Annotated in this window: 12 protein-coding genes, 1 tRNA gene and 1 riboswitch; of the genes, 2 read left to right on the forward strand and 11 right to left on the reverse strand. The window is 73.4% G+C overall.

Annotation, left to right across the window (positions count from 1 at the left end; translation table 11 throughout):
• Positions 1-18 precede the first annotated feature (18 nt).
• The 10 genes from gcvT to ACWCOM_RS00470 form a co-directional block, all read right to left on the reverse strand.
• The gene (gene gcvT / locus ACWCOM_RS00425) at positions 19-1,128 is read right to left on the reverse strand and encodes a glycine cleavage system aminomethyltransferase GcvT (protein ID WP_454546764.1); all 1,110 of its coding nucleotides are present in this window, start codon (positions 1,126-1,128) and stop codon (positions 19-21) included.
• Entirely contained in the window at positions 1,125-3,977 is a 2,853-nt protein-coding gene (gene gcvP, locus ACWCOM_RS00430) for an aminomethyl-transferring glycine dehydrogenase (RefSeq protein WP_454546765.1), read from the reverse strand. Before gcvP ends, gcvT begins: the two co-directional genes overlap by 4 nt.
• Before the next feature lie 165 nt (positions 3,978-4,142).
• A riboswitch (glycine riboswitch) is annotated at positions 4,143-4,250 on the reverse strand.
• Between the two features lie 119 nt (positions 4,251-4,369).
• The gene (gene rplL, locus ACWCOM_RS00435) at positions 4,370-4,753 is read right to left on the reverse strand and encodes a 50S ribosomal protein L7/L12 (protein ID WP_047803902.1); all 384 of its coding nucleotides are present in this window, start codon (positions 4,751-4,753) and stop codon (positions 4,370-4,372) included.
• Between the two features lie 96 nt (positions 4,754-4,849).
• Positions 4,850-5,374: a 50S ribosomal protein L10 gene (gene rplJ, locus ACWCOM_RS00440; protein ID WP_156267316.1), complete on the reverse strand. Its 525-nt coding sequence runs from the start codon at positions 5,372-5,374 to the stop codon at positions 4,850-4,852.
• A gap of 289 nt (positions 5,375-5,663) precedes the next feature.
• Entirely contained in the window at positions 5,664-6,812 is a 1,149-nt protein-coding gene (locus ACWCOM_RS00445; RefSeq protein WP_454546766.1) for a GNAT family N-acetyltransferase, read from the reverse strand.
• A gap of 117 nt (positions 6,813-6,929) precedes the next feature.
• Positions 6,930-7,634 (reverse strand): 50S ribosomal protein L1, encoded by a 705-nt coding sequence (rplA, locus tag ACWCOM_RS00450; protein WP_454546767.1) that lies wholly within the window; start codon positions 7,632-7,634, stop codon positions 6,930-6,932.
• Positions 7,635-7,723: 89 nt separating this feature from the next.
• The gene (rplK, locus tag ACWCOM_RS00455; protein ID WP_047803898.1) at positions 7,724-8,155 is read right to left on the reverse strand and encodes a 50S ribosomal protein L11; all 432 of its coding nucleotides are present in this window, start codon (positions 8,153-8,155) and stop codon (positions 7,724-7,726) included.
• 146 nt (positions 8,156-8,301) lie between these two features.
• The gene (nusG, locus tag ACWCOM_RS00460; protein ID WP_454546768.1) at positions 8,302-9,093 is read right to left on the reverse strand and encodes a transcription termination/antitermination protein NusG; all 792 of its coding nucleotides are present in this window, start codon (positions 9,091-9,093) and stop codon (positions 8,302-8,304) included.
• A gap of 77 nt (positions 9,094-9,170) precedes the next feature.
• Positions 9,171-9,443, reverse strand: coding sequence for a preprotein translocase subunit SecE (secE, locus tag ACWCOM_RS00465; protein WP_454546769.1), 273 nt, complete (start codon positions 9,441-9,443; stop codon positions 9,171-9,173).
• A 76-nt stretch (positions 9,444-9,519) separates the two neighbouring features.
• A tRNA-Trp gene (locus ACWCOM_RS00470) sits at positions 9,520-9,592 on the reverse strand.
• A gap of 297 nt (positions 9,593-9,889) precedes the next feature.
• Between ACWCOM_RS00470 and ACWCOM_RS00475 the strand changes: the two genes are divergently transcribed.
• Positions 9,890-11,095, forward strand: a complete 1,206-nt coding sequence (locus tag ACWCOM_RS00475) for a pyridoxal phosphate-dependent aminotransferase (RefSeq protein ID WP_454546770.1) — start codon at positions 9,890-9,892, stop codon at positions 11,093-11,095.
• Entirely contained in the window at positions 11,092-11,427 is a 336-nt protein-coding gene (locus ACWCOM_RS00480) for a hypothetical protein (RefSeq protein ID WP_454546771.1), read from the forward strand. The genes ACWCOM_RS00475 and ACWCOM_RS00480 overlap by 4 nt, the downstream gene beginning before the upstream one ends.
• A gap of 71 nt (positions 11,428-11,498) precedes the next feature.
• Here the strand turns inward: ACWCOM_RS00480 and ppk2 are convergent, their stop codons facing one another.
• On the reverse strand, positions 11,499-12,398 hold the full coding sequence (gene ppk2, locus ACWCOM_RS00485; RefSeq protein WP_454547078.1) for a polyphosphate kinase 2: 900 nt from the start codon (positions 12,396-12,398) through the stop codon (positions 11,499-11,501).
• Between the last annotated feature and the right edge of the window lie 10 nt (positions 12,399-12,408).

The raw sequence follows: 12,408 nt of genomic DNA on the forward strand, positions 1-12,408 counted from the left end.
AATTTCGTGCCGTGCGTCTCAGCCGCGGCGGTAGAAGGGCAGCCCGACGACCTCCACGGGCGCACGGCGGCCCCGCACGTCGGCCTCGAGCGGGACCCCGGCCTCCAGCGCCGCCGGCCGCACGAGGGCCATGGCCACCGGGTGGCCGAGGGTCGGCGACGGGACGCCGCTGGTGACCTCGCCGACCGTCTCGTCCCCCGCGAGCACCGCGTTCCCGGCCCGGACCGGGCGGCGGGTGAGCCCCCGGAGCCCCACGAGCACCCGGGCCGGGGGCTCGGCCGCCTGCGCCTCGAGCGCGGCCCGCCCCACGAACTCGCCCTTGCCGCGCAGCGCCGCCGCCACGAGCCGGCCCAGCCCGGCCTCGAACGGCGTGATGTCCGGGCCCAGCTCGTGGCCGTACAGCGGCATCCCCGCCTCCAGGCGCAGCGAGTCGCGGGCGGCGAGCCCGGCGGGGACGACCCCGCGGCCCTCCCCCGCGGCGAGCAGCGCGTCCCACACGGTGCGCGCGTGCTCGGGGGCCACGTAGAGCTCGAAGCCGTCCTCGCCGGTGTACCCGGTGCGGGCCACGAGCGCGGGCACCCCGGCGACCTCGCCGGGCGTGCAGGCGTAGTACCCGAGCCCCCGCACGGCGTCCGGGTCGGCGCACCCGGCGGCGAGCAGGGTGTCCTGGGCCGCGGGGCCCTGGACGGCCACCAGCGCGGTGGCCTCCGTGCGGTCCTCCACCGTGACGTCGTGGCCGTGCGCGCGCTCCTCCAGCGCCCGCAGCACGGCCGCCGTGTTCCCGGCGTTGGGCACCACCAGGAAGCGGTCCTCGGCCAGGCGGTAGACGATGAGGTCGTCGAGGACCCGTCCGGCCTCGTCGACCAGCAGCGAGTACTTGGCCCGGCCGGTGGCGACGGCGCTCAGCCGGGAGACGACCGCCGCGTCCAGGAACGCGGCCGCGTCCGGGCCCTCCACGGCGATCTCGCCCATGTGGGACAGGTCGAAGACCCCGGCGGCCCGGCGCACCGCGTGGTGCTCGGCGACGTCGTTGCCGTACTTGAGGGGCATCTGCCAGCCGCCGAAGTCGGTGCTCACGGCACCGGCCTCCCGGTGGGCGGCCGCCAGCGGCGTGGTGCGGGCGCTCATCGGGCGGCCTCCGCCGGCGCGGGCGAGGCGAAGGCCTCGATCGGCGGGCAGCTGCAGACCAGGTTGCGGTCCCCGGCGGCGTTCTCCACCCGGCCCACGGGCACCCAGTACTTCGCCAGCCGCAGCTCGGGCAGCGGGTAGGCGGCCTGGGAGCGCGGATAGGCGCGCTCCCAGGAGTCGGCCGTGAGCACCTCCGCGGTGTGCGGGGCGTGGCGGAGCACGGAGTCCTCCAGCGCCACCTCGCCGTCGGCCACGGCCTGCATCTCGGCGTGGATGGCGCGCATCGCGGCCACGAAGCGGTCCAGCTCGGCGAGGTTCTCGGACTCGGTGGGCTCGACCATCAGGGTGCCGGCCACGGGGAACGCGAGCGTGGGGGCGTGGAAGCCGTAGTCGACCAGCCGCTTGCACACGTCCTCGGCGGTGACCCCGGAGGCCTTGGTGAGGGGGCGCAGGTCCAGGATGCACTCGTGGGCCACGAGTCCGCCGGGGCCGGTGTAGAGCGTCGGGAAGACGTCCGCGAGCCGGGCGGAGACGTAGTTGGCGCTGAGGATCGCGGTGCGCGAGGACGCGGTGAGCCCCTCGGCGCCGGCCATGGCGATGTACATCCAGGAGATCGGCAGCACCCCGGCGGAGCCGTAGCGGGCCTGGGAGACGGGGAAGGTCTCGGCGCCCGCGCCCGCGCCCGCGGCGGCCGGGTCCTCGGGCAGGAACGGCACCAGGTGCTCGGCGACCGCCACCGGCCCCACCCCGGGCCCGCCGCCGCCGTGCGGGATGCAGAAGGTCTTGTGCAGGTTCAGGTGGGAGACGTCCCCGCCGAAGCGGCCGGGACGGGCCAGGCCCATGAGGGCGTTGAGGTTGGCGCCGTCCACGTAGACCTGCCCGCCGGCGTCGTGCACGGCCGCGCACACGGCGGTGACCTGTTCCTCGAACACCCCGTGCGTGGAGGGGTAGGTGATCATGATCCCGGCGAGCTCGTCCCCCACGGCCGCGATCTTGGCGTCGAGGTCGTCCAGGTCCACGGAGCCGTCCCCGGCGGTGGCCACGACCACGACCTTCAGGTCGGCGAGCACCGCGGACGCCGCGTTGGTGCCGTGGGCGGAGGACGGGATGAGGATCGTGGTGCGCCGGTCGTCGCCGCGGGAGAGGTGGTAGCGGCGGATCGCCAGCAGGCCGGCGAGCTCCCCCTGGGACCCGGCGTTGGGCTGGACGGACACGGCGGCGTAGCCGGTGATCTCCGCGAGCCAGGACTCCAGCTGGGCGATGAGCTCCCGGTAGCCGACGGTCTGCTCCTCCGGGGCCAGCGGGTGGATCGAGGCGAACTCGGGCCAGCTGATGGGCTCCATCTCCGCGGCCGCGTTGAGCTTCATGGTGCAGGAGCCCAGCGGGATCATGGTGCGGTCCAGGGCCAGGTCCTTGTCCGCGAGGGAGCGCAGCCAGCGCATCATCGCGGTCTCGGAGCGGTGCAGGGTGAACACCGGGTGGGCGAGGTAGGAGTCGGTGCGCAGCAGCGCGTCCGGCAGGTCCCAGCCGGCGGCGCCGTCCTCGGGGGCGGCCGCCCCGAAGGCGGCGAGCACCGCGTCCACGTCGCGCTCGCCGTGGGGCTCCCCCACCGAGACGGACACGTGGTCCGCGCCGGCCCGGCGCACGTTGATGCCGCGCTCCGCGGCGGCGGCGACGACCGCGTCGGCGCGCCCGGGCACCTCGGCCAGGACGGTGTCGAAGAACGTGCCGTGCACCACCGGCACCCCGGCCGCGGTGAGCCCCGCGGCCAGCCGCGCGGCGAGCCCGTGCACGCGCTCGGCGATGGCGCGCAGCCCGTCGGCGCCGTGGTAGGCGGCGTAGGCGCCGGCGACGATGGCCAGCAGCGCCTGGGCCGTGCAGATGTTGGAGGTGGCCTTCTCGCGGCGGATGTGCTGCTCGCGGGTCTGCAGCGCCAGCCGGTAGGCCGGCCGGCCGGAGGAGTCCACCGAGACGCCCACCAGGCGGCCGGGCAGATTGCGCTCCAGGCCCTTGCGGCAGGCCATGAACGCGGCGTGGGGCCCGCCGAAGAACAGGGGCACCCCGAAGCGCTGGGCGGAGCCGACGGCGATGTCCGCGCCCTGCTCCCCCGGTGAGCGCAGCAGGGTGAGGGCCAGCAGGTCCGTGGCGACGGCCACGAGCGCGCCCTGCGCGTGGGCCTGCTCCGTGCGCTCCGCCAGGTCGGCGACGTCCCCGTCCACGCCCACCTGGGTCAGGACCACGCCGAAGAACTCGCCCTCGGGCAGCCCCTCGGCGAGGTCGGCGACGACCAGGTCGATGCCCACGGCCCGGCAGCGGCCGCGCAGCACGGCGAGGGTCTGCGGGAGGGCGCGGGAGTCCACGGCGACGCGGCGGCTGCCGGAGCGGCGGTTGGCCCGGCGCATCATGAGCACGGCCTCGGCCACGGCGGTGGCCTCGTCGAGCAGGGAGGCGTTGGCCAGGTCCAGGCCCGTGAGGTCCATGACGGCGTTCTGGAAGGTCAGCAGGGCCTCGAGCCGGCCCTGGGAGATCTCCGGCTGGTACGGCGTGTAGGAGGTGTACCAGGCGGGGTTCTCGAGGATGTTGCGGCGCAGCGCGGGCGGGGTGACGGTCTCGGCGTAGCCCTGCCCGATCATCTGCGTCATCACCCGGTTCTTCGCCGCGATCCGGCGCAGGGCGGTGAGGGCCTCGTGCTCGGACATGGGCTCCGGCAGCCGCAGGGGCTCGTCGGCGGCGATGCTCCGGGGGACCGCGCGGGCGACGAGCTCGTCGAGCGCGCCCGCGCCGACGGTCTCGAGCATGATCGCGGTCTCGGCGGCGTCGGGTCCGAGGTGGCGTGGAAGGAAGGACAAGGTCAGCTCCTCGTGGTTCGAGGCCCGGTGGGGCCCGTCGGACCCTCCCCGCTCTGTTCGCTGACCTGAGAGTTTTCGCCGGCCCCGGGCGGGAGCCGGCCTGCACCGTCGGTGGCCCTCCGCCCGGGCCGGTGGCCGTGGGCAGGGGGGCCTCTTCAGAGTGGCCTGCTCGCAGCGGTACGGGTGCCTGAGAGATTCCCGGGGAGGATTTGCTCCTTCGGCGCCGCCGGCCGTCCGGGGGCGGACGGCGGCGGACTCTCCCGCTGCGGGTGGGCGGCCGATGTGGTTGTGCCCCCAGTGTCCCACACCTCGCCGGGCACGGCGCGAGGCCCCGGACGCCGAGCGTCCGGGGCCTCGCGGGAACGGTCGCGCCGCGGCGCGTCCGGGAGGGACTACTTGAGGGTGACGGTGGCGCCGGCGCCCTCGAGGGCCTCCTTGGCCTTGTCCGCGGCCTCCTTGTTGGCGCCCTCGAGGACGGCCTTGGGGGCCGAGTCCACGAGGTCCTTGGCCTCCTTGAGGCCGAGGGAGGTCAGCGCGCGGACCTCCTTGATGACCTGGATCTTCTTGTCGCCGGCGGCCTCGAGCACGACGTCGAACTCGGTCTGCTCCTCGGCCTCCTCGGCGGCGGCGGCCGGAGCGGCGGCACCGGCGACGGCCACGGGGGCGGCGGCGGTGACGTCGAAGGTCTCCTCGAAGGCCTTGACGAACTCGGAGAGCTCGATGAGGGAGAGCTCCTTGAACGCGTCGATCAGTTCAGCGGTGGTGAGCTTGGCCATGGTGTGGCTCCTTTTCGATGGTGTGCCCCGGCCGGGTTCGTCGGCGCGGGACGGTCTGGTTCCGTGGTGAGAATGTGCCTCGCGGCGGGGTGCTGGTCAGGCGCCCTGCTCCTCGACCTTGGCGCGCAGCGCCTCGGCCGTACGGACGGTCTTGGACAGCGGGGCCTGGAACAGCGCCGCGGCCTGGGACAGGGACGCCTTGGCGGCACCGGCCACCTTGGCCAGCAGCACCTCGCGGGACTCGAGGTCCGCGAGCTGCTTGATCTCCGCCTCGCTGAGGGCCTTGCCCTCGAGGTAACCGCCCTTGACGACGAGCTGCGGGTTCGCCTTGGCGAAGTCACGCAGGCTCTTGGCGGCCTCGACGGGGTCCCCCGAGATGAAGGCGATCGCGCTCGGGCCGGCGAGCTGGCCGTCGAACGCGTCGATGCCCATCTCCTTGGCCGCGATCGCGGTCAGCGTGTTCTTCACCACGGCGTATTCGGCGTTCTCACCGAGCGAGCGGCGCAGCTCCTTGAGCTGGGCCACGGTGAGGCCGCGGTACTCCGTCAGGACAGCGGCGTCCGAGTTGGAGAACAGTTCCTTCAACTCGGCGACCGCGGCTGCCTTTTCCGGGTTCGCCATGGTACTCCTTCCGGTCTTCGATGCCGGGCGCTGCCGGAAGGGCCCGGGCACAGAAAAAGCCCCGCGCAGATGCCCGGGGCTCGAACGGCCCGCCCCGGTCGGGGGCGTGCACGCTGTGCTGGTTCACCTGCGCTGGCCGTTCCTGGCGGAACTCTTACGGCTGCTCCCCGTGGCGCACGCTCCTGAGACAGGACGCGCGGGGCAGGGGAGAACACGACCGGCGGTCTTTGGTACGCCCCACCCTACCCGAGGGGCCCGCACGCGCCAAATCGGGCCCGCCCCGGGCCGGTCAGGCGGGCGGGAGGTCGCGGGACCACACGCCGCTGCGCCCGGCGACCCGGAAGCCGAGCCGGCTGTTGACCCGGCTCATCCGGTCGTCGCCGCTGTGGGACCACGAGTACACGGTGCGCACCGCCGGGGCCAGCCGCTCCAGCTGCTGCAGGTTCGCCAGCTTGAGCCGGGTGGCGATCCAGCGGCGGCGGTGCTCGCGCAGCACCACGGTCTCGTCCTGCATCCCGATCACCGGGTCCTCCCCCGCCAGGACGATCTCGGTCATCCCGACCAGGTGACCGGTGGTCCCCCGCTCGGCGACGGCGACCAGGGACACGTTGCCGGCCTCGGCGCGCAGCTGCTCGGTGCGGCGCACCCGCTCGGCGTCCCAGGGCTCGGGGTCGGCCGCCGCCGGCGCCAGGAAGGAGTCGGCGGCCATGCGGGAGTGCAGGGCCGCGAGCTCGTCGAGCCGCTCCTCGGGAGCGGGCCCGGCCCACACGTGGATGCGGTACTCCTCCGGCGCCGGCGAGGCCTCGACCTCGCGCAGCAGCGTCTGCACGCGGGTCGGCGAGAGGGGGACCTCCAGGACGCCGAAGTCGCTGACCGACTCCAGCCGGTACCCGGCGTGGAGGGCGAAGCGGGTCTGCCGGTTGGAGACGGGCAGGCGGCCGGAGCCGTCCGCGGCGTCGACCCACTCGACCATGCCCGGGGTGACCACGGGGAAGACGCCGGTCACGCTGCCGTCGCCCTGGATCTCCTCCGGGCCGGGGTGCTCGGTCTGGATGCTCAGGTGCCGGCGGGACTCGCCCACCGCGAGCTGCTCGGCGGCGCTGAGCAGCTCGCTGCCGGTGCCCTGGGAGGTGACCTCGGGGTCCACGTCGACGGTGATGTGCGCGGTCCCGGTGGCGGCCACCAGCGGCAGGCGCACCTCGGCCCGCCCGGCGAGCCGGTCCCCGGCCCAGGCCAGCAGCACCACGACCCGCTCGAAGGGGTCCAGCAGGTCGCGGTAGAGCTCCTGCGCGTCGCCGGTGAGGTCCGAGATGCCCCAGACGTGCTGCCGGGACCGGCGCACGAGACCGGCCACCCGGCCCAGCAGCTCCTGGGCGGCGGCGTCGAAGTCGTCGGGGATGCGCATCTGCTCGATCCGCACTGGGGGGTGCTCGATCACGGGGACTCCCTTCCGGAGGGCGGCGGTGCCCCCGGGTTCGCGTGGGTGGAACGACGGGGGGCCCGGCCGCAGCGGCCGGGCCCCCCGTGCGGGCCCGTGGGGGCCCGGTGTCCGGCGTCAGGCGCCGAGGACGACCTCGGTGGCGTTCGGGTCGACCGGGATGCCCGGGCCGAACGTGGTCGAGACGGTCGCCTTGGTGATGTAGCGGCCCTTCGAGGCGGATGGCTTCAGGCGCAGGATCTCCTCGAGCGCGGCGCCGTAGTTCTCGGCCAGCTTCTCGACCTCGAAGGAGGTCTTGCCCACGATGAAGTGCAGGTTCGAGTGCTTGTCGACGCGGAAGTCGATCTTGCCGCCCTTGATGTCGTTGACGGCCTTGGCCACGTCCATGGTGACGGTGCCCGTCTTCGGGTTCGGCATGAGGTTGCGCGGGCCGAGCACCTTGCCCAGGCGCCCCACCTTGCCCATCATGTCCGGGGTCGCCACGGCGGCGTCGAAGTCGGTCCAGCCGCCCTGGATGCGGGCGATCAGGTCGTCGGAGCCCACGTGGTCGGCGCCGGCCTCCTCCGCGGCGGCGGCCTTGTCGCCGGTCGCGAAGACGACGACGCGGGCGGTCTTGCCCGTGCCGTTGGGCAGGTTCACCGTGCCGCGGACCATCTGGTCCGCCTTGCGGGGGTCCACGCCGAGCCGGAGGACGACCTCCACGGTGGAGTCGGTCTTGGCCGTGTCGATCTCCTTGGCCAGGGCCACGGCCTCGGCCGGGCTGTAGAGCCCCTCGCCGATCCGGGCCGCCGCCGCCTGGTATGCCTTGCTGCGCTTTGCCATCTGCTTCTTCTCCTTGTGCAGTTGTGGTCTGCGGACCGCGCTCGGTCCTGCCACGTCAATAACGGTGGGTGGTGATCAGCCGAGGCCGATCACTCGACCTCGATGCCCATCGAGCGGGCGGTGCCGGCGATGATCTTCGCCGCGGCGTCGATGTCGTTGGCGTTGAGGTCTTCCTTCTTGGTCTCGGCGATCTCCCGGACCTGGTCCATGGTGAGCTTGCCGACCTTCTGGGTGTGCGGGACACCGGAGCCCTTGGCGACGCCGGCGGCCTTCTTGATCAGCTGCGCGGCGGGCGGGGTCTTCGTGACGAAGGTGAACGAGCGGTCCTCGTACACCGTGATCTCCACGGGGACGATGTTGCCGCGCTGGGACTCCGTGGCCGCGTTGTAGGCCTTGCAGAACTCCATGATGTTCACGCCGTGCTGACCGAGGGCGGGGCCCACGGGGGGCGCCGGGTTCGCGGCGCCTGCCTGGATCTGCAGCTTGATGAGGCCGGAGACCTTCTTCTTCTTGGGAGCCATGTGCTGGTCCTTCTTCTGCTGGACGTACCGGCGCACAGGAGCGTACGACGGCGGGTGGCCGCCGTGGCGCGGCGGCCGGTCGGCCCCGGCGGCGAAGCATGCGCCGCGGGGACGGGAACGGTGGGCGGGCGCGCGCGCCCGCCGGGTCAGATCTTGGAGACCTGGTTGAAGCCGAGGGTGACGGGGGTCTCGCGCTCGAAGATCGACACGAGGACGACGAGCTGCTGGGACTCCACCTTGATCTCGGAGATGGTGGCGGGGAGGGTCTCGAAGGGGCCCTCCTTGACGATCACGGACTCCCCGACCTCGAAGTCCACGTTGACCTGCGGCTGCGCGCTCGGCTGGGCCGCGGCCTCGCCGCCGGCGCCCTGCGGGGCCTCGAACACCGGGTTGAGCATCTCGAAGACCTCGTCCAGGCGCAGGGGGACGGGGTTGTAGGCGTCCTGGCCCACGAAGCCCGTCACGCCGGGGGTGTGGCGCACCGCGCCCCAGGAGGCGTCGGTGAGGTTCATGCGCACCAGCACGTAGCCAGGGATCCGCACGCGGCGGACCACCTTGCGCTGGGCGTTCTTGATCTCGACGACCTCCTCCATGGGGACCTCGATCTGGAAGATGTCCTCCTCCATGTTGAGGGACTGGATGCGGGTCTCCAGGTTCGTCTTCACGCGGTTCTCGTAGCCGGCGTAGGTGTGGATGACGTACCAGTCACCCTCCTGGCGGCGCAGCTTGGACTTGAACTCCTCGACAGGGTCCACCGCGGGGGCCTCGTCCGTGACGGGCTCCGCCTCGGCGACGGGTGCGGCCGCGGACTCCTCCGGCGCGTGGGCGGCGGCGAAGTCCTCCTCCTGCACGGAGGCCTCGGACGCCGGCAGCGCCGGGGCCTGCTGGTCGACCTCGGCCGGTGCCTCGGTGCCGTTTTCGAGCTCGTGCTCGGTCACTGGATCTCCCTGTTCTGTCGTGGATGTCGTGCTCTGCTGGGCCACGGTCGCCGCTGCCGGTCCGTGCGCCGCCCGGGTCATCCGGCGGCGTCGCCCTGCCCGAAGATCCACAGGGCGGCCTGCCCGAACGCGAGGTCCAGGACGGAGATGAGCACCATCATGAACGCGACGAACACGAGGACGACCAGCACGTAGTTCACCAGTTCGCGCCGCGTGGGGGTGACGACCTTCCGGAGCTCCCCGACGACCTGGCGCAGGAAGAGGAACAGGCGCCCGAAGACGCCGCGGGGACTCCCGGCGCCCTGCTCCGGGGGCTGGCCCGACGCCCTGCCGGCGGTGGTCTGCGACATCGGCTCTCCCTGTGTGGACTCGTGCGGGCCGCGCGGTGCTGGCGGCCCGCCGTCGCCGTGCAGCTCCGGACTGGAGCAGGGCAGACAGGACTCGAACCTGCAACCTGCGGTTTTGGAGACCGCTGCGCTACCAATTGCGCCACTGCCCTTCGCGCCTCACGGCCTCGGCCGGCGTGCGCACGCCGGCCTCGATCGCTCGGACCCGGTCACCGACTCTACCACCCGGCACCGCCGCGACGGCGCGCCCGGGCAGGCGTCGATGACACCAGTCGTCCATCCTAGGGGACCGGGCCGTGCCGGTGCAATCCGCCCCGGGCGGCGGCGCGTCCCCGCCCCGGGCCGGGCCGCCGCCCGCAGCGGCGCCCCGAGTAGCATGGGGCAGGTCCGCACCGCCGTCGCCGCGCCCGGCGACGCCCGCCCGTCCCCCTTCCAGGAGGCCCCCGGTCATGACCGCATCCCGCATCTCCCGGCGCGTCGGCGCCATCGCAGAGTCCGCGACGCTCGCGGTGGACGCCAAGGCGAAGGCGCTCAAGGCCGCCGGCCGCCCCGTGATCGGCTTCGGGGCCGGGGAGCCCGACTTCCCCACCCCGCAGGCCATCGTGGACGCCGCCGCGGCGGCCCTGCAGGACCCGGCGAACTTCCGGTACACGCCGGCGGCGGGCCTGCCGGAGCTGCGGAAGGCGGTCGCCGAGCAGACCGCGCGGGACGACGGGTACGCGGTGGAGCCCTCGCAGGTGCTCATCACCAACGGCGGCAAGCAGGCCGTGTTCCAGGCCTTCGCCACGGTCGTGGACGAGGGCGACGACGTCCTGCTCCCCGCCCCGTACTGGACCACCTACCCGGAGGCGATCAAGCTCGCCGGCGGCAACCCGGTGGAGGTCTTCGCCGGCCCGGAGCTCGGCTACAAGGTCACCCCGGAGCTGCTCGAGCAGGCGTGCACGGAGCGCACCAAGGCGCTGCTGTTCTGCTCCCCGTCCAACCCCACCGGCGCGGTGTACTCCCCCGAGGAGACCGCCGCCGTGGGCCGCTGGGCGGCCGAGAAGGGGATCTTCGTGCTCACGGACGAGATCTACCAGCACCTCACCTACGACGGCGTGCCGTTCACCTCGATCGCCGCCGCCGTGCCCGAGCTGGGCGACCGGGTGGTGATCCTCAACGGCGTGGCCAAGACCTACGCGATGACCGGCTGGCGCGTGGGCTGGATGATCGCGGCCCCGGACGTCGTGAAGGCCGCCACGAACCTGCAGTCCCACCTGACCTCCAACGTCAACAACGTCGCCCAGCGCGCGGCGCTGGCCGCGGTGTCCGGGTCCCTCGACGAGGCGCACCGGATGCGGGAGGCGTTCGACCGCCGGCGCCGGACCATGGTGGAGGCGCTCAACGCGATCGAGGGCGTGGAGTGCCCCGTGCCCACCGGCGCCTTCTACGCCTACGCCGACGTGCGCGGGCTGCTCGGCCGGCGCTTCGGCGACGCCGTGCCGCAGACCTCGGCCGACCTGGCCGGGCTGATCCTCGAGCGGGCCGAGGTCGCGGTGGTGCCCGGCGAGGCGTTCGGGCCCTCCGGCTTCCTGCGGCTGTCCTACGCCCTGGGCGACGACGACCTCGCCGAGGGCCTGCGCCGGCTGCAGGAGTTCCTGGGGAGCGCCGCGTGAGCGCCCTCGGCGGCGCCGTGGCCGCGGCGGAGTCGGTGCCGGCCGCCGTGCTCGTGACCGGCGGGCTGATCGGCGGCTACGCCACCGCCCGGGCCACCGGCGTGCGCCCTCTGGGCGGGGCGGTGCTGGCCGCCGCCGGCGCGGCGGCGGCGCACTCGTGGTGGCACCGCGGCGGACCGGCGACCACGGCGGCGCTCGGCGGGCTCTACGTCCTGGGCTTCGGGCTCTCCCACCCGCTGGCCAAGCGGATCGGCCCCTGGCCCTCCGTGCTGGCCGTCACGGCCGCCAACGCCGCCGCCAACGCCGTGCTGGTGGACCGTCCCGGCCGCTGAGCCGCCCCGCGACGACGACGCCGCCCGTCCCCGGTCCGGGGGCGGGCGGCGTCGTCGGCCGTGCCGGGGTCTCAGTCGCCGACGGCGTCGCGGCCGCGGCGGACGATCAGCGGATCCGGGGGATAGACCACCGCCGGGTCCTTGTCCTCGTAGTCGAACTGGTTCAGGAAGAAGCGCATGGCATTGAGCCTCGCCCGCTTCTTGTCGTTGGACTTCACCGTGATCCACGGGGCGTGATCGGTGTCGGTGCGCAGGAACATCTCCTCCTTCGCCTCCGTGTAGTCCTCCCACCGGTCCAAGGAGGCCAGATCCATCGGGGAGAGCTTCCACCGCCGCACCGGATCGATCTGCCGGATCGCGAAACGCGTGCGCTGCTCGTGCTGGGTGACCGAGAACCAGAACTTCGTCAGGTGCACCCCCGAGTCCACCAGCATCTGCTCGAACACCGGGGCCTGCACCATGAACTGCTCGTACTCCGCGTCCGAGCAGAAGCCCATCACGCGCTCCACGTTGGCCCGGTTGTACCAGGACCGGTCGAACATCACGATCTCCCCGGCGGTGGGCAGGTGGGCGATGTAGCGCTGGAAGTACCACTGCCCCCGCTCCCGGTCCGAGGGCTTGGTCAGGGCCACCACCCGGGCCGCGCGCGGGTTCAGGTGCTCGGTGAAGCGCTTGATCGTCCCGCCCTTGCCGGCCGCGTCGCGGCCCTCGAACACGATCACGTGCTGGAGGTCGTGGTCCTGGCCCCAGTACTGGAACTTCAGCAGCTCGATCTGCAGCCGGTACTTCTCCAGCTCGTAGTCCTCCCGCTCCAGGCGCTGCTCGTAGGGGTAGTCCTCCTGCCAGGTCTGCACCGCCGACCCGCCCGGGTCGATGAGGTCCGGGTCCGGCGACTGCCCGTCCCGCACCGTGTAGCCCTGATCGACCAGCTTGTCGATGAACTCCCGCAGGTTCTCCCGGACCGGTTCCATGTCCTCGTTC

The organism is Kocuria sp. KH4, from assembly GCF_053711175.1.